The sequence below is a fragment of the Halocatena marina genome (genome assembly GCF_023276375.1).
GTDB classification, from domain to species: Archaea; Halobacteriota; Halobacteria; order Halobacteriales; family Haloarculaceae; genus Halocatena; species Halocatena marina.
In genome coordinates this window covers 172,901-190,985 of record NZ_JALLPK010000004.1, presented here as the reverse complement: position 1 = coordinate 190,985, position 18,085 = coordinate 172,901, and the positions used below count along the sequence as shown (strand labels likewise).

Genomic DNA, 18,085 nt, shown 5'->3' with positions numbered 1-18,085 from the left:
GGGGAGTTTATACTTGCTCGCACTCTTACTCACTTGCATGAAACGGTCAGTAGCGCTTCATTGAGAGGTACATTTCAAGAGAGAGCAAATAGTACGATCAAGTCTGTGAACACGAAATAATGAGATACATAACTATCGTTGTCGCCCCGACTGAGGAATACCTTCGGTCGAGGGGCCACCAACAGATGCTGGAACGTGCCGATGGTCTGAGAGAGATATGGATCGATGATACGCTCGTTGCAACCCAGGAAGCGGTACAGTATGCCAATCTTCTCGATGATGGAACCGTTGTTGGGATCGCCCGGTTCAGAGGCGATGCTGATCGGTTCACAGCGATAGAAGACGAATACCCAGAGATCATCTCTTGCACCGTGACGGGGGGTGAGACATGGCTGGCGTATACGCACTACGAGCCTGACGAGCTTGAAACGGCCCTGTACGAACTGATCGATACCGAAGCAATCAGTATCGACTGGCCGACAAAAGATACTGCTGACGGGATGGAACTCACACTCTTCGGTGAGGATGCGGCCCTCCGGCAACTGATCGCTGGCATCCCTGACGAATTAGACGTGACTCTCGAACGGACAGGCGAGTATCAGCCAGCCATGGATGACCCAGCAGAGCAACTCACCGACCGTCAACAAGAGATCGTGCAGGCAGCGATCGCAGCGGGATACTACGACATCCCACGGGGTACAACACAGCGTGACTTGGCGACCGATCTCGGATTGTCACAAAGGACGATCGGAGAGCATCTTCGGCGAGCAGAAGCGAAGATTATCCAGTCCGTGGTTGTCTGAAGTTGGATAGATGAGATTTTCGCTGCCCAGTCTCGTGAAATGACGCGGACGAGTGACGGGTATCGAGAGGGGACGTATTTTCAACTCTCGCTGTTGGATGAAGCCGATCTGCTGCTTCAGTCAGTTGTACTTGATAGTCGGTGCTCGCAGATTCCGATCGATGCTCACATTCGCCAGCGAATTGTCAATATCATCAGTCACTGACAATTCCCAGAAAGTAGTTCCATCGGAAAGTCAGTGGGCAGCTCTATCCAACCTGCGACTCACAAATATCCCTTACTATGCGCTATCCTCAGTTCGATGTATATATAATAAAATTGAAAATTTTACTATAGTAGAACCCAGTATGAGTTCATCGACTGACCATTCGCTCTGAGAACGCACTCCGAGCGCATGTTGCTTGCCTGAGCGAAATAGTTACGAGCGCCCGCCACACCGTTGAATAATATGGCTGAGTCTCCAGAGGCCGCCGAGACGCCCAGCGCACCAGTTGAGGGTACCACAAACACCACGTTCGCCATTGGCGATGTGGTGCAGGACCGTGAAAACGACGATCCCAACGACGCGATTGTCGTAAATCTCCCCTCGAAGACGGCTGCAGAGTGGATTGCCCGGCAGGGATCGTGGGGAGAAGCGACCGTCGCCGAGGATAATCCCGCGTATCCAGCCGATGCACCGATCGTTGTTGTGGTTTTTGCTGACGCACTTCGGGAGGCGTTCCCCGACTGGGAGCGAGAGACACACCTGACACTTACGGCCATCAACAGATCCGACGCCTCACACTACTCGTTTCCCGCACCGCGACTGACCGTGGTTGACTCTAGCACACGTGGCAATGACTCGTCGCCGGATGCGAGTGAGCGTACAGAGGCGGACCCTCCGACCGGTGAAGCGCCCTCAGCCACGGCGAGGAACGACGAGGAATCAGTCACCGATCCAGCCACTGACGCAGCTACTGCCGAGGATGAGACACCTGCGTCCGTCGACGCACGTACGGACGCCTCGGCGTCAATGTGTGCACTCAAAGAGCGTCTGGAAAGGGGTGGCATGACCGTCGAGATCGAGCCGGACGGTCAGGCACTCGCCGCCACAAAACTCGGTGATACGTACCGCGTGCGTCCGGGCGAGATCATCGAAGGCGAGGGAGCCTTGCGCTCACGGCTGGCATCAATCGTTGCCGAGTATGAGTGAGCCCGTGTCTCAACGGTGTGAGCTGCCCACAGCCGCTGATCTCCTCACTGCCCTCGAGAAGCGAGGCTTCGAACATCTTGATGTCGATGACCACCGCACGTTTGTGCTCTACAGCGAGGCCGTGCTTGATCTTCAGGTGACAGAGGGAACGCTCACGGCGGCCCGTACGTGTACTGTCACCTCGCAGGGCTTTGCGCTCTGGGTGAACGATCCCGATCCCGACGCTGTTGTCGCCGATTTTTGTACTGAGCTCGTCGCAGCGGCCGATACTGATCGCTGCTAATCGTCACTCAGATCCGTCTAATTAGGTATCGTGAGTCGTCGATCGGTCCGCTTCTCATGAAGCAGTTTGCGTAGAGAGGCCGCAAGAGCTAGCTCTGTGCCTGCCGTTGTGTGAGCATGAACAGACAGTCTCGAACGCACGACACGCCAGTGGAGGCAATATGATCGATCAGTCTCCGACCGGGGCTGGTGACGCGATCTCATCAGGAACTCACCGAGTCCTCGCTATCGATCCGATCGAGGAGACGGATGGCGTTCTTTCCCTGATAGCAGTTTATCGGCACTTCGCACCAGACGACCATCGATTTGCGCTCTACACGTTTCGGTTTCGCTATACGACGAACAGGAAGGGAGAGTATCTGCTCGACCTCGATGAGTGGTGTCCACCGGATCAGCCCGTCTCTGCTCAGCATCTAGGGATGCTCACGTATCTGGATGCGTACTTTGCCTCGTACGATATCCACGCCAGCATGGCTGTTCCCGTGTTCGGGCCGGATGACCGTGCGGACAACGCCGCAGCAGAGCGGTTTTCAAATGATTCTGAGTCCCAATTTCTCTGATGTATCCCACTCACTGCTGTCCGATGTGACATTGCACAGTTTCGTCCTAGATCGAGTGTTGGTTGGTACGATAGGTGCGTCTGTCTCATCATTACACGATAGCTAGTCGTGACTGGTGTTCCTAACCGACCACGCTCCTTCGAAATACCGACTAACACAGGAGCAGCTCACAACCTCTCACGAAGCTTCTGCAGTGCTCGTGCTTCGGTTCCGATAGTCCTCTTTTGTCGAGATATGCAAACGCGTCCTCAAAGATGGGAAGTGCCCATCTTTCCCGTTTGCGTCCGCTCGGTTTCAGTTGACTCTCATTATGATCGGTTTTTGCGAACTACTTCCCGAGGTATCGGTTGAACGGTTAAAACCGGTGGAGCCATGCGATTCAACAGAGCTGATGATTAAATATACGGCAACGAACCGCGTCTCGATGGTTAGAACCCATCTTCAAGGCGTTTCATCCTGTAGAGGGTTCGATTATCCCAAGTTGTGTTAGCATCCCAAACATATCTGGCAAGACCCAGCGTTCAATGATCATCCCGTTCTTGATGCGCGTCAAGGCCCATTTCTGCACCTCGAATTCCTGTCCAGTTGGTTCAATTCCTCCCATGAACTGGCCTTCGTGTGCTCCTTGGACCACGAGACGCATGGCGACCGAATCGCCTTCGGCGACAATGTCTTCGACCGTTAGCGAGACGTCGGGGAAGGCAGCACGAAAGCCCTCGTAGGCATTTTGGAGCCCCGTTCGTCCTTCAACGTCTCCGGATGGAGTGTGCTCGACAGCATCCTCGGTATACAGCTCGTCGAGTAGGTCGAGGTCTCCTTCGGTGAGCACATCCTCCGGGATGCGGCGCGCGAGTTGTTTCTTCTCCTCTAGTTCTGGTGTCGGTGAAGAGTCTGTCATGGCTTCTGATTCTCCTTGATTTCGTTGTGTAGTTTTATTCCAACCACAGTGGGAACTACACAGCCGACAGGTGTAGATTTGAGCAGGAATCGATTCCTGCCTTTAAGATACTCAGCAGCCAATTCCATGACCTGAGGTCGGATCGGTGGGATTTGTCATTCATATTCATTCATGGAATTTACCCAACGGCACAAATTTCACAGAAAGCTGGGGATTAGAAATCTCATCTGGTCATCATCAGCGACGAGATGCCGCGACTCCAGTCGTAATTCGACGGAACAGCGGCGGGGGAGTTGTCTGGTCCTGTAGTGTCCACCAATAATTTTGTCTTCAGTATCACCGATTATTGACTGCGGCGATAGCGGTTCACCTCTCCTTCAAACTCTGGAGGGTACGAATTCCATGGGACGGTTTATGAGGCCATTCCTAGTGCCAGTGTGACCACGGCCAGCAGAAGGTACGCTGTCGCCGGGGCAATCGTGTATTCGCGTGCGCGCAGATGAGTGATGATGGCACCGATGTAGAAGATGGTTAGGCCGACTGCGGCAGCCGTTCCGATCGGTGGCACAATGATACCGACTAGAAGTCCGACCGCGCCTGCTGCTTTGAGGGTTCCCAACACGGGTAGCCACGATTCCGGCACGTCCACCTGGGCCATGTTTTCGAGGACCTGCTTATGGTGGATGAAATCAAGCGTGGCTATGCCAGCGTTAGCGACGGCGGTCAGGACAGTGGCAGCGACGTAGGCCGTGAATATGGTGAATTCCATGGTTCTTGAATCTATTAGTGGGCATCCCGGCTTTGTTCTCCTCGCGACCGATAGACCACCAACAGCGGGACGATCTTTTTTGTATCTGAATAACCCCTCTCGTGGGGATTGTGGATTTCAGTATGTGGATTCATTCCAACCATAGTGAGTACTACACGGCAGACAGGCGTAGATTTGAGTAGGAATTGATTCCTGCCTTTAAGATACTCGGCGGCCAACTTTTCGATGAGATGCCGCAACTCCATCTGAAACTCGACGGAACGGCGGTGGAGAGTTGTCTGGGCCCCCTTTCAACTGAGTTCCCAGACGTTGAGTTCAGATTACTGGCAACCCAGCCCAGAAATGATGAGCTGCTCACAATACTCGAAGTAACGACATCGGAGGGGGAGGCACTTGTTCGCCAGCTCGCGGACGTTCCCGATGTACACTCGTATGAGGTAATCCATATTGATGAGCAGAGAGTGATAATTCAGTTCAAATCTGCGATATCGAGCTCGTATAATCCGCTCATCGCATCGGAGAATATCGAACAACCGCCCACTATCGTCCATGATGGGTGGTTTTTCGTCAAGGTGACGGCCTCACAGGAACGGTTATCGAAGCTCATAGAGGAACTAGCGGCGGGTGACGTTCCGTATCAGGTCATATCGTTAACTCACTCATATAATTCGAGTGATCTGCTCACCGAGCGCCAGTGGGAGGCCATTACCGAGGCAGTCGAGCGCGGGTTCTACGAGACTCCCCGCGGTTGTACACTTGACGAGCTGGCAGAATCCCTCAATATCTATAAATCGTCGGCGAACAGGTTGCTCCATCGGGCTGAAAGCCGGATTATCAGGGAGTTCGTCGCAGAAGTGCCACCATAGCTAAGACGGGGCCGACTCCTCACTGGTCATCCAGTTAGTGAAGACAGCGAATCCAAGCGACTATCTCTTACCTAGTTGCATTCTGAATAATAGTGGAGGAGTCGAGCGTTTTATTCAGTACAGACGACCTAGACGTCGCCGCAAGGACGGGTTAGTTCGCCCCATGCGTGCTTACCTCCGATGTCGCCGACGTGAGTGTTGGATGCCGGGCGCTGAGCACGCGCTGCCAGTACGCGAGCGTCGTCTGAAACGTGCCGTCCGCAAGCGGATACACCAGCGTCTCGAAGTCTTCGCCCGCGAATCGCGGTCCGAACGTGGTAAGCTCACACTGAATGACCGTATTTACACGTTCCATCAGTGGGGCCGTGAACGCATCATCGGCCGTACGCGTTAACACGATAGGCACATCGGCAGTTGTGGCGAGGTCAGTAATGAGTGAACAGCCCGCCGTAAACAGGCGCTCACCCTCCCGGTCCGAACAGTCCTCTGAGCGGTAGAAGTAATCGACCGCTGGTAGAACGAGCAGGTTCGTCTCCGTCGTGCATTCGTCAGCGAGTGCTTGCAGGAGGCTGTAATGCTGCCACGGCGTAAACGCTCGTGCGATGGCGATCCGCTTGAGCAGACGGAGACTCGGTGCAATCCGAGCGAGCGGCTGCGTCGTTCCGTGGCCGTGCGCATCGACCCACACAGCGTCTCCGCTTTCAAGGAGTACGTGATCGAGCACGAGCGAGTGCAATGCGCCCGTCGAGCGGTCATCCACCTCCAGAAGCGTAAGCCCTGGATCAAGCGTCGGAAGCTCCGGTTGCGTCCTCTGTCCCCTCATCACATGCTGGTGCATCGCTGCCGACTGCAATAGCCACGAGTGGGTCGATTCCAGATATTCCGATACGCTCTGCGGTCGGTACTCCTGACCAGCTATGCCTCTGCGAACCACGGGGCACTTGGATCTTCTGTAACGAGCCAGTCGACTATCTATCGATGATTCAGTCAAAGAACACCTAACGGCCGGTACAGAGCCTCTGCATCGAATATAGAAAATTGTTGATATTTAATTCGGCTCTGTTATGGTCGTTCTAGAGCATCTGTTTTAGAAGAGATTAAATGATCCATCATGGTAGTGTAATAATTGCATCGGCCCCAATTTTAGGTAATAGACGACGGAGGTAGCGAATAGTACGCTTCCAAGGCCAAATAAAGCATCTAAAGTAGAAACTCCATTATATATGTGACATATATCCATATATGATTGTATCTCATGCAACAGGAAAAAGACCACTGGCCAACCAATTATCAGTAGCAGATAATCAATACGTTGTCGCTTCCCATTATTCTCTTGTTTCTCGTTCGTTGTGTAATTTGCAACCCATTTCCAGCCAATCACAAACGCTCCAACAATGATTGCACTGTGAATCTCAGTCGCGTAGGGTATCCAATTTTCAGTATTGGAGAATATAAGTATGGAATATAATGAAAATAGTGTCCCTAGTATAAGCGCCGCTGTGACTCCCCCTTGGAGTCCGCCAATGAAACGAGCACCCAGAGTTGGCTGATACATATCAGACATTTGTATTAGATTGATGATTATAAAATAAATATCCACCGACATATCTGCCATACTTGTTTCGAGTGTTTTACTCTGTAGATGTGGAATTTAGTCTTAGATATTACTGATATCTAATGTCAGACAAGTGGGTCAGCGATGCAAATCCATCTATTTTTCCTAGTCATATTCTGATCATCGAAAACTAATACCGACCTAAATCAGATCGCCATTTCGGGAGTGATCAGACATGGCATGAAACATTTACTCCGAGCAGTACCGGCTCACAGGTTCGCTAAGCTGATGTTGGAGAAAGATACCAGACTTCGTGGATGGATACTGCACCGTTCGATTCCAGATATTCCAATTGGCTTTGTGATTGGTAGTCCCGACCGATCAGACTTCGTCGAACCGCGAGTTGAACCTTATGTAACGAACCGGTCGACAACCCATCGCACTCTGTTATATAAGGTCAAATGAAATCATCGGAAACGCTGCGCTCTCGTGTACGCCAGTCTGTTATCGAGTCGCACTGAGGAGTGACTCATCAGGAGAATGTCGTTCGTTAAGGAACGGGGTTTCTTAGATCTCTATCGCCAGTTGACCCACTTGACATGGGGATACCACTGGACAGGACAGTCACTACAGGCCTGGTGGTACACTCGATGATGTATCTGGTTCTCTTGCTTCTCATATTGATGCTGATATTCAAGAGGAAGAATGCTATCCAAGACTGCGAAACGATACTAAAACGAGTAGATTCGTCTATTGAGGCTACAATGACTAATTAGCAACTCATCTTCATCTCTCACCGATTTCGGGAAATGATGCTCCGGGATCGGGCGTGACCAGCACATACCAGACCTCGTCAAGCGTGATCGCCCAGATGCTTGGCGCTGAGGATGGTGAAGTCTTCGGTGCTCACAATGATGGTGAGACATTCTTCTACCGGAGATATTCATTGATAAGCTGAATTATATATGTGAGTATTCAAGCAATCGTCTGCAGACGCGTCGATGAGGTAATTATTCATCTGATCCTGATCTCACTTGTCGATCTATGACAGCTAACGAACCGACGCAAGGGAACGAAACGAACGAAAAAATAAAAAGAACTTCACGGCGAAATATCTTGAAACTCGTCGGGACTGCCAGTGCTGCCACCCTCGGTGCAGGAACACTGACGAGTACGGCAGCTGCAAGCGACGTTACCCCAGAATCAGCCGTCCCTGAAGAGGTCGAAACAACCCAATTCTCACCAGAGGAGAAGGACGAATCGACCGATCCGGCGGTAGCAGAATCTGTGAATGAGGCAATAGCAGCCGGATGTGTTGAGTACATCGCTCCGCCTGTTGGCCCTCAGGTCAATATTAAGTCACCATGCATCTACGATGCCTACGCCGACCCATGGGGGTACGCGTGGAATCTCCTCGTTCAACATCCGACGTTGGATGACTGCCGCACGACAGCGAGCGTTGCTGCCGAAATCAAGGCGCATCAGGTAGGTCAATATGGGGAGGAGATATCACTCCAATGTAGTATCGCAGACTAGTCGCCACCGTATTCGGCGAGAGAAGCACGTACTGATTCATCACTAGTGAGCGAGAGTAGATACACGCAGTGCTGGGCAACTCTACGTTCACATAGATATAATAAAAGTAAGTAATAAGAGTCTATTTATCTGCATTAACATATGATCTGAAGAGTTTACGTTAGAATTATAGAATAGTAGAACGATATCTAGGTTACTTGTGGCTCCAAACCATCCCCGTAATAATCGAAAACCGATATACAAAGCTGCAGATTTCGTACTCCTCCACAAGAAAACAACGCATGGCAAGAATATATTATATACCGCCATGGTGATCGATCACTTGATACGGAATATTGTTGGTCAAATCACCGGAAGATCTGAAAGCGGAACCAATCACCAGCTTTCCAAGGAGCAACTGTGAGCTGTGGACGAGTCGTTCAAGTTGTATCCGACGCTCGGACTAGCACTCCGGCGTCTGGTGGTTGGTATCGATATGTCCACCATGCAATTACTCAGTGTGTCGGAGGAAAGAAGTAGTGACACCAAGTCCATCGGCAGCGGACCTGCTTGCGACGATCGCTCAGCGCAGTAAGCTTATCAGTACTGTGGTGGAGAGTGATGAACCACCAACCAAGCAGACACTCAGTAACACTCTCGGACTCACCCGATCAACGATCAGTGAAGTGACGCAAAACCTCTCCGAGATAGGCTTACTTGAGTCGACTGGCGACAGCATTGCCCCGACGCTGTTTGCCGTCCTCGTTTGGGAGACATATGAAGCATTTACGCAACGTGTCGCCGACATCGGACCCTCCGACGGAGACACCGTCCTATGGCCGACAGCGGTGGAGCGCCAAGAGGTGATGCAGCTGATCGCCGCCCGGCTCGATATTTTAGAGTGTATACAGACACCCCACAACAAGCGCGATCTGGTTGCCAAACTACCAATCTCCCGATCAACGGTGGACCGGGCACTCCGCGAGTTGGAGATGGCTGAATTGATCGCGTGGACGAACGATGGGTATGTGACGACAGTGCCGGGAAAACAGGCGACCAAGCAGTACCGGAGTACTGTCGAATCGATGTCGGATATCCTCGCTGCACAGGAGGTACTGTCGGAACTTCCCCACGACAGTTCGATTTCGCCCGCTCTCTGCACCGACGCGACTGTAGCGTATGCTGCAGACGCCCCTCCGTACCATCTTCCGGCGGGCGTGCGCGACCATATTGTATCGGCCCAACGCGTGCGCGTCTACATACCTGTTCTCGCAACTCCACAGTTTCTTGATTGTTGTCAGCAGCAGGTCATCCACGACGGGATGACGCTTGAACTGCTCCTCAGTTCAGCTCTCTTGGAGACCCTTTCGGCCGAGTTTCCTGGCCCACTTGGCGCAATATCGGCTGTCGATCACTGCACCGTCTTCCGTGCAGATACAGCACCCGACAGCCGCCCACCATTCGGACTGATACTCGCCGAGACTGAGACAGCAACATCGGTCTCGGTCATCGTGTACGGTGAGCACCGTACCATTCATGGAACCATCCACAACGGAGCGACCGACGCCATCCAATGGGCCGAAGAGACGTATGTGTGCCTTCGTGACGAAGCGACCGACGTCACTGATGAGCTCCGTGCACTCATACCAGCGGAGATTGGGACGGCAGTGGGGAGCGTCCCGCTAACCGATACCGAGCGGGTGGCGCTCGAAGGCGAGGGATTTGTCCAGTTGACACCTGAGTATTTCGCCCAGCGCGAACCCGCCCCACCGGTCACCACCTGGCGCACTGGGTTTGATCTCGTGGATGTCCACGCTGGCTATGCCATCGATAGAGACACAACGTCCGACGAGATGCGTCACAACCTCACTGAGAGCCTGACAGCCCGTCTCGAAGCGGGTTCGAATCTTGCTGTCCTCGGCTCTCCCGGTTCGGGAAAGAGCACGGTCTGTCAGTCGGTCGCCTGCCGGTGGTACGAGCAGGGAATTGGACCGGTTTTCTACCGCGAAAGCGGCCGAGGGATGACGATGCCGCTCTCGTCCGTCCTCGGTGAGCACCTCCGAGCGGCTGATGGGCATGCGCTGGTCGTCGTCGAAGACGCCGTGCGGGCGGAAGCGAACGCAATCTTCCAGCTCATGCGGGCATTCTCGGATGTCGAGAGCGTTACGTTTCTGCTTGATACGCGCGATGAAGAATGGAAGGACCCTAAACAGTTGCCGACAGACGCAAAACTTGAGGCCTACCGACACGAGGCTATCGAGACGGTTTCGGTGCCCACCTTTGACGTTCGGGAGTCAAAGCGACTCGTCCGACAGTTCGAGCAGACCATCGACAGCGACCTCGACAGCGGACTCGTCTCCCGACTCCGCGAGATCACTGGGGTGCAGTCGGCGGGCGACGATCACATCCCATTACCCGATAGCCCGGGGAAGCTACTGCTGTTCTTACACCATCTTGTGCTGTCGATCGATCCACTCGCAGCCTACGACACCAGCACGACGACGTCGCTCGTCGAAGATGTCCAGCGGACCTACGAAGACCTCCACGCGGAAGGCGAGCTAGCTCTCGATGTGGGCGTGTTCGTAAACCTCCTCAACGCGGCTGGTATCGGTGTCTCACCCGAACTTATCTGCGCGCTCGCTCCAGTCGGTGATGAATCGGAGATCGATGCAATCCGTGACCAGCTATCGTCGCTTGAGGGACGAATTATCTTCGCGCGTGGAGACACCGCGGCTGGCCCGTACCGGACGCCACACGAGGAATGGTCGTCTCTGTTCCTCGATCATCTGCTCAGCGTCGACACCGAGCGCTCTGCGAGTCGGCGGGTCGGACGATGTATCACAGCACTCCTCTCTCTGGCTGATGAGGCGGATCGACGGGACTGGATTCAATCGGTACTTGGGGAACCGACACCGGTCATCGAGCAGATTGCCAGTGCACCTGATGAGTGGTCCGACGCTACTGTCGAACAGCTCTTTGGTCTCGGAAGACGACGGCGTGGTCTCACTGCCTTGTTCGGCCAGACTGGTGACTCGTGGATCGATCTTCCCAAAGCTTGCTCGCTGGCGGTGACTGTCAACTGTACGAGATGGCGGGCGCTGATGGCACGAGAGGCAGGCGATCTCGATCGGGCTGCACACGAATTCGATGCGTTAGATGAGTTCGCTGACGAGATCAAACCGGCTGATCCCGAATGGGCAGCGCGGCTACGTGGCCAACGGCTCAATGGACTCGGACTTGTTGCTTGGCGCAGGGGTGAGTATGACAGCGCCGAGACGTACTATACGCAGGCACTCGAGCACTACCGCACCGCGGACGCGACACGACGACTTGCCCAGACGCGTATGAACCTCGGAGGAGTGGCGTATTTCCGCGGTGATCTCGAGACTGCCGAAACCCATTGCCGATGGAGTCTCGGTGCGTACCGTGATCTTGGTCGGAAAGAAGATGAGGCTATAGCTATGTCCAATCTCGCGGGGATTGTCGAGATCAGAGGTAAATTAGATAGAGCCATCGACTATTATCAGCAGTGTCTTGCCATCGCCCGTGAAGTTGGCGCTCGTGAAAATGAGGCCAAACGTCTCCATAATCTCGGTTCCGTCATCAAGTATCAGACAGACCTCGATACGGCGGACAGCTACTGCACACAATCTCTTGAACTTGCCCGCGAATTCGGCATTAGCAATACCGAAACAGATGCTCTTTACGATTTGGGACAGATCAGCCAAATTCGGGGTGATCTCGGCACTGCAGCGACGTATTACCGACAGAGCCTCGAAATTTCGCAAGAAATTGACCAACGAAGGCTTGAGGCATGGAATCTCGCTGCACTCGGGACTCTTGCCCGTGTACGAAATGATCTTGAAACCGCTGTAGAACTCTGCACGAAGGCCTATGAAATTTCGCAAGAAATTGGCGAACGAAGACTCGAGGCTAGGAGTCTCATTGTGCTTGGGAGAATTGCCTGCGAGCGAGACAAGCTCCAAATCGCTGAAGAGCACGCGAGAGACAGTCTCTCAATCTGTCAAGAGACGGGGGACTTTCGCGGTAAAGCCAGATGTTACCGCCTTCTCGGGCGGGTAGCACGCCACCGCGAACAGTTCACGACCGCGAACAATCATCTCACACGAGCGCTAAATGATTTCCACGAGGAAGGCTATGGTTACGAGGAGGCAGAGTCCCGTGCTGCTCTCGGAAGTCTCGCTCGGGACCAATCAGATAAAACAACTGCGTGCGAGTGGTTCGAAACGGCTGTTGACCTGTATCGTGATATCGGAGCGGTTCGCGACACCATCGACACAGCCGAACAGCTCGCAGCTGTGTGTGAGACGCTGGGCAAGTTCGAGACTGCTTTGGCCCACTGTGAAATGGCATACGATCTGGCTCAGGACACCGACTTCCTCGACGTGAACACGTCACTCGACGAGCAACGAGCTCGGCTCGTAGAGAAACTGGGCGACGATGACAGTGCCTGATGGGGGCGTGATTAATGATCTTATTCGACTGTGTGGCTTGCGCCTTCAGGTGTGTTAATCGATACTATACCTCCGTACGTATAGTTCGACATCCATTCCATAAGATCTGATATTTTCATGGGTTCTATACAAATTCAGGTTTGAATTATTATGTATATCATCCTCTAGAAGTTGAGACTGGCGCTCCCAATGCATCAGATTGCTCCTCAAAATCAGGTCAAATCATGATCGGAAGACCAGCAACGGCCAAAGCGAGAAAAATCGCTCCCAGCTCGTCGTTCGCTTTGAAAGCTCCATCTTGAAAGGGAGTAAAGATGACTGACTACTTGCTGAATCTGACTCTACACTCGATTCAATCAAAGAAATCGAGAGATATCTATATCCGGATTCGATTTGATGACTTAGAGGATTGCCGATCTCTATTCACACAAAGAACCGTACGATCAGGGGATGTTAGATGTGGGCGACGAAAATCAAGTACACTGGAAAACCTATGGAGATCCAGATGGAAAGCCCGATCTTGTCGTTCATGGAGGCCCCGGGGCAGGGTGTAATCCTCGTTCTTGTCAGTACTTCGATCCAGACCGTTACAAATTGGTTCTTTTTGACAACGGAGATGTGGACAAAGCAAGCCCTCTTTAAGCAATCCAGCTACGGATATGAGCTATAATACGACCAAGCATTTACCATCTAATATCATAATATTTTTCCTCAAAATATATTATGATAAGAGCACGAGACAGCACTTGTCGAGTATTTCCAGCGACGATCATCGCTGTGCCATCGTCTCAATCTTGAATTGATTCCTGACTAATCGACGCTGTGGAGAAACTGGAAGTATCGATTTGCCACGGACCTCAAAGACACGATCAAGACTGCCGCGAAGACGATCAAAATCCAAGCAGATCATGCAGGGTGTCTCTGTCCCGCGAAAACCACCGAATACGTATCATTGTCACCAGAGAACCGATGAATCTGAGCTTCATGAGCGGTCCGTTCTTGAGTGCGCGAAGGAGATCACGGACCTATTAGTCGAATTGTCTATCCGGGCATTTCGTTGGACCGGAATGAAGGATGTGAGATTCACGAGAACGCCTCCTGGGATCTCCAGACATATCTCGAGTTACGCCAGAACTTGGCCGCGAGGGTGCACGAAGTTTCGCGATTGAATCATGGCGAGACCGGACACCGTTCGGACACCCCGCCGAACACACTTGCGTGATTTCTCGATTAACAAAATTCGTGATATGTACCGAAAGGCGGTTAGTTGATCACTTGATCGAGTTGTCGAAACAGACGCGTTCCATCGGGTGGAGTCGTCGCAATCGATACGACCGAAATTGATCCATTCACCGGCGATCAAACGGGGAAGGAAGATAAAATTGTCGGGACGAGAGACGGTTAATATGCCTATCAGTGGGCAACGACCCAGCTCGTCGGTAATGCAGTACCCATCGTCTCGGACGCTCGGCCGGTTCGGAAGGGTTACTCTCGTATAGTCGCCCACAAAATTCATTAACCTTCCATTAGAGATTCCTATTATATAGGAGATTTCATTAATGAAATACCTACGTAACCGTATCATCGTCATCATGCTAGCTATCAGCCTAGTAGCTGCTCCAGGGCTCGGTAGTGGAGGGGCAACAGCTACTACAGATACTCATTCCATACGCTCTGCTTCATCAACGATGGCGACCCAGAATGGCAACGCGCTCCCAGCACTTTCCACACAGCAGGCTCTGGCCACTCCAGCCACTAACACGGCGGCCAACGATACAGTCGCTCTCAACAACGTTACTGCAGCGGGAGTTTGTACCGACTACAAACACGATACAGCGACGTTCGAGATTAGCAACCACGATGATGATACCGCTCAGGTCACCTATCATTCCCCAGCTGGCGAGGGAGGGTCAGGCAAAGTGGCGATACCTCCTGGCGAGTCCATTCGTGTCGATAATATGGATACGACGGGAGTCGCGACGGGGCTCGAATCAGCGGCAATCACGCTGTTCATCGAAAACGCCCCCGCTGAGAAAGAACAAGGGATCAATTACCCGAGTAACCGGACACCCTGTGGGAACGCAACTCCCACCACCCCGGAGATCATGTTTACCAACCAGACGACATTCGCCCAAGACGACTTTGCCGTCATGACCGACAAAGCGGCTCTTCCACAGGGAGGGTTCATCGTATTCGCAAACGAGAGTGAGGCGATCGTCGATAACAGCTACTATATCGGCCAGGGGACCGCCGAACAGGTCGATGCCAATCTGTACGAGGCCTTCGAGAATGCCGATGAGGGCGATCAGGTTACCCTGACGGCAACACTGTATCGCGACACGGACGGTGACGGTACGTTCGATCCGACCGTCGATGAGCCATACAAGAATGAACGAGGTATCAACACCTCGGCGACAGCAACGGTCACGTACGGGGGCTACACACCGTAAATATCGAGTCGTTGATCCACATCTACAGCTCCATAGACACTACCGTTCTCACCGAGTAATGAATGGTCCACCATCTTGATGCTTACAACTAGTGCGACGCGGATATCACCCGAAGCGGCGGAGCGTAGCCACTGACACTGACTGGTACTAATCATTGATCTGATCCGACTAACGTAATAGCATAAGCTGTCGATCGTTTTGTGTGGCACGATTTAACTTGCGCAGTGAGGTCGCAAGAACGAGCTCTGTGCCTGCCGTTGTGAGATGTATAAACAGTCATCATCGAACGTAAGACACGCCGGGGGCGTGCCAATGATTAGTCACTCATCAGAAATGATGATACAATCTCGACGAAGACCACCGAGACCCCGTGTCGCTCCGATTGAGAGAGAAGATAGCTGCGACATAGCAGTTGTCGACCTTGCCCGAGACCCCGCACCACTGGCAGCCAACACCAACGCTATGGTCGCCTTTCTTGGAAAAACCGAGGCCGCCAACGATCAAGGCGGCGGTACTGCCCTGCACTGCCGCCGATGCCTGTTCTCGGAGAGGTCTCGACGCTTTCGTGTTCCAAGAGCTTTCGCGAACAAACCGTTTAAAGTGCTCCTAATCAGTGTCCATTCACTCGGTGAAGCCAATAATGGGTTTGCGTCTTCTGGGGCTCTGCGCTCTAGAAGTACTGGGTAGTGTTCGTCCACGTCCGGTCCCATTTCGTCCATGAGGAGCCATGTAATCGGATGGTGGACGCAGATTGAGGTCTTGGAGGAATCAACGAGCGTTGACTTGGTTGTAGATGAGAAGATCGTGCATCTGTTTTCTTACGACCCAGAGGCGGTCAATAAGAATTACATCATCAAATTGAACCTCGGAAGTAGAGTCAACCGCAAATGACGATTCGTCAGAATAGAAGATTAGGTCATACTATGTTAGCCGGCGGAGCTTTATTAGTCATTCGACAACAGGCGCTATATCATCGATGACACCATATTCGTAATCCATATATTGACAGTGTTGCTTCATCCCCGTCGAATGGCTAGTGAGTTCCAACGAGGGCGGATCGGTAGGTGCTTGAGTTCCGATTGGAGACGCCTCCTCCCAGAGTAAGTAGCCAGTATTGAGAATTGGATCACTCACGCTGTACCAGTTGTGCATCCAGCCGCAGCCATGATTTATAACGGTGGTATAATCGTATGCGACATCTAAGTAATCGACGGCACCACCTAGAAGATGGACAGTATCTATAGATTTTTGATGCGTTTCATGGAGTGTCTTAAGACACTCTAACGCTACCCTAGCACCGAGTGAGTGGCAGATGATATTGATGTTTTTTCCGTTCTCGGCTGTCCACCCACGACCAGCCAGGTAGTCTCCAAGCCATTTTCCTGCCATGTTGGCGTTGCTCTGGGCAGCCCACCAATCATCAACCTTGACCTCGTTACCGGCGGGCCAAATGAAGGAGAAACAAGCTTGTTGGTACCCCTCGTCACGTATTTTTCTCCATACTTCGTGTCCGTCATTAACTGCACCCTGTCTCGTACCAGTGAAGCCATGAATATATATGGTGAGTCCGTTGTTAGCATTCGGTAAGTTGTGTTCGGATTGGGCCCATGGGGCGAGATAGCCAAACCAACTCGGTGCACGGGGGGGTTGGTGATGACACACTCCCCAGTCACCAGCAGCAGCTGTTCCACTGATCGCAGCCAACCCGGTTGCACCGACGGCTGCCGATGCTGTCCCCTTCAGTAGTGTTCGTCGACTCAGTGACCGGCTAGTCGAGGAAGATGGTTCCTCAATGGAATCACTGTTTGCCGGTTCGTCTGGGAATACTGTACTGTCGGTCGTGTCAATAGAGTCGTCCTGCGTCATGGATCGACAAGTGAAACATAGAGTGGATGAATAATCACATCATCGACACGTCTACGGAAGATTGCTTGAACACCAACACATATATTTTTTGGTCGGTTTATGTCGGGATCGAGGTATCCCCTTAGAGTTGTATCGGGAGCACGGTGGAACTGGCGTTCGGTTCTCACCCCGTGTTCGATGTGTGCAAGAGATTCGGAGGAGGGCCATCATGGCGAGTGACGACGAGGATGCCACGAAGTCCTACCGCTGGTGGTGCCCATTCTGCGAGGAGCCAATCGACGAGGATGATCCCTACACCCACACCTACGAGCACCAGGACAAGGGACCGAGCGCGTCGGCCGTCATGGAGTACTTTCAGAAACGACCGCTGTGTCCCGACTGTGGCGAGCTCATGGATGTGGAGAACTGGCCGGGGACGGGTGAATACGGCTATCCCGGCGGGTGGTGTTTCGACTGTGATGTGTATCTCGATACGTACACGCTCGAAGAGCTGGGGGTGCTCGACGTATGAGCGAATCGACCGATTCGAGTCTCTATCACCTGCCAGATCCGCCACCGTTCGAGTTCGACGACGGACAGGCGTTCACACTCGCGGGTGATGAGGACCCGGACGAGTACTGGTATGTGAGGGCTCGGGTTTGGAACTACGACGCCACGGTTGAGGACATTGGTCCGCACAGCTGGTATCACAAACAGTACCTCGTGGGTGAGGTCTCATCGCTCGGCGGCAATGAGCGCTTGATCACTGAGAAAGACCTCCTCGACCACTACGAGCCGGTCCCCACGGCAGTCGCTGAGGAGGTGTTCGAGTGATGGTGGGACTGGCACTGGGATTGCGTTTACCGACTCCTCCGC

At 52.8% G+C, this 18,085-nt stretch carries 14 protein-coding genes and 2 pseudogenes; 11 read left to right on the top strand and 5 right to left on the bottom strand.

What is annotated here, in order from left to right:
- Positions 1-119: 119 nt before the first annotated feature.
- The 5 genes and pseudogenes from MW898_RS23725 to MW898_RS23705 all read left to right on the top strand — a co-directional run bounded on the left by MW898_RS23725 (position 120) and on the right by MW898_RS23705 (position 2,836).
- The gene (locus MW898_RS23725) at positions 120-803 is read left to right on the top strand and encodes a helix-turn-helix domain-containing protein (RefSeq protein WP_248910778.1); all 684 of its coding nucleotides are present in this window, start codon (positions 120-122) and stop codon (positions 801-803) included.
- A 36-nt stretch (positions 804-839) separates the two neighbouring features.
- Positions 840-1,007 (top strand): annotated as a pseudogene (locus tag MW898_RS23720) (orc1/cdc6 family replication initiation protein); the annotation flags it as partial.
- 243 nt (positions 1,008-1,250) lie between these two features.
- Positions 1,251-1,994, top strand: a complete 744-nt coding sequence (locus tag MW898_RS23715; RefSeq protein WP_248910776.1) for a hypothetical protein — start codon at positions 1,251-1,253, stop codon at positions 1,992-1,994.
- On the top strand, positions 1,987-2,277 hold the full coding sequence (locus MW898_RS23710; RefSeq protein ID WP_248910775.1) for a hypothetical protein: 291 nt from the start codon (positions 1,987-1,989) through the stop codon (positions 2,275-2,277). The genes MW898_RS23715 and MW898_RS23710 overlap by 8 nt, the downstream gene beginning before the upstream one ends.
- A gap of 160 nt (positions 2,278-2,437) precedes the next feature.
- Entirely contained in the window at positions 2,438-2,836 is a 399-nt protein-coding gene (locus tag MW898_RS23705; protein ID WP_248910774.1) for a hypothetical protein, read from the top strand.
- A gap of 451 nt (positions 2,837-3,287) precedes the next feature.
- On the opposite strand, the gene MW898_RS23700 is transcribed toward MW898_RS23705, so the two are convergent.
- Both MW898_RS23700 and MW898_RS23695 read right to left on the bottom strand, forming a co-directional pair.
- Complete coding sequence (locus MW898_RS23700) at positions 3,288-3,734, bottom strand: ester cyclase (protein WP_248910773.1); 447 nt, start codon at positions 3,732-3,734, stop codon at positions 3,288-3,290.
- A 412-nt stretch (positions 3,735-4,146) separates the two neighbouring features.
- A complete protein-coding gene (locus tag MW898_RS23695; protein WP_248910772.1) occupies positions 4,147-4,503 on the bottom strand; it encodes a DoxX family protein in 357 nt (118 codons plus the stop codon).
- A 230-nt stretch (positions 4,504-4,733) separates the two neighbouring features.
- Here MW898_RS23695 and MW898_RS23690 point away from each other — a divergent pair, with 230 nt between their 5' ends.
- Positions 4,734-5,369, top strand: a complete 636-nt coding sequence (locus MW898_RS23690; protein ID WP_248910771.1) for a helix-turn-helix domain-containing protein — start codon at positions 4,734-4,736, stop codon at positions 5,367-5,369.
- A 151-nt stretch (positions 5,370-5,520) separates the two neighbouring features.
- On the opposite strand, the gene MW898_RS23685 is transcribed toward MW898_RS23690, so the two are convergent.
- The gene (locus MW898_RS23685; RefSeq protein WP_248910770.1) at positions 5,521-6,192 is read right to left on the bottom strand and encodes a hypothetical protein; all 672 of its coding nucleotides are present in this window, start codon (positions 6,190-6,192) and stop codon (positions 5,521-5,523) included.
- A 1,776-nt stretch (positions 6,193-7,968) separates the two neighbouring features.
- Here MW898_RS23685 and MW898_RS23680 point away from each other — a divergent pair.
- The 3 genes from MW898_RS23680 to MW898_RS23670 all read left to right on the top strand — a co-directional run bounded on the left by MW898_RS23680 (position 7,969) and on the right by MW898_RS23670 (position 15,364).
- Entirely contained in the window at positions 7,969-8,460 is a 492-nt protein-coding gene (locus MW898_RS23680) for a hypothetical protein (protein ID WP_248910769.1), read from the top strand.
- A gap of 518 nt (positions 8,461-8,978) precedes the next feature.
- Complete coding sequence (locus MW898_RS26145) at positions 8,979-12,914, top strand: tetratricopeptide repeat protein (protein ID WP_248910768.1); 3,936 nt, start codon at positions 8,979-8,981, stop codon at positions 12,912-12,914.
- A gap of 1,688 nt (positions 12,915-14,602) precedes the next feature.
- A complete protein-coding gene (locus MW898_RS23670) occupies positions 14,603-15,364 on the top strand; it encodes a DUF7282 domain-containing protein (RefSeq protein ID WP_248910767.1) in 762 nt (253 codons plus the stop codon).
- 327 nt (positions 15,365-15,691) lie between these two features.
- Here the strand turns inward: MW898_RS23670 and MW898_RS25885 are convergent.
- Together MW898_RS25885 and MW898_RS23660 are read right to left on the bottom strand one after the other, a co-directional pair.
- A pseudogene (locus MW898_RS25885) lies at positions 15,692-15,952 on the bottom strand (transposase); the annotation flags it as partial.
- Between the two features lie 360 nt (positions 15,953-16,312).
- Positions 16,313-17,230 (bottom strand): DUF726 domain-containing protein, encoded by a 918-nt coding sequence (locus tag MW898_RS23660; protein ID WP_248910766.1) that lies wholly within the window; start codon positions 17,228-17,230, stop codon positions 16,313-16,315.
- Positions 17,231-17,438: 208 nt separating this feature from the next.
- On the opposite strand from MW898_RS23660, the gene MW898_RS23655 reads away from it, so the two are divergent.
- The gene (locus MW898_RS23655; RefSeq protein WP_248910765.1) at positions 17,439-17,741 is read left to right on the top strand and encodes a hypothetical protein; all 303 of its coding nucleotides are present in this window, start codon (positions 17,439-17,441) and stop codon (positions 17,739-17,741) included.
- Positions 17,738-18,043, top strand: a complete 306-nt coding sequence (locus tag MW898_RS23650) for a hypothetical protein (protein WP_248910764.1) — start codon at positions 17,738-17,740, stop codon at positions 18,041-18,043. The genes MW898_RS23655 and MW898_RS23650 overlap by 4 nt, the downstream gene beginning before the upstream one ends.
- Positions 18,044-18,085: the final 42 nt, after the last annotated feature.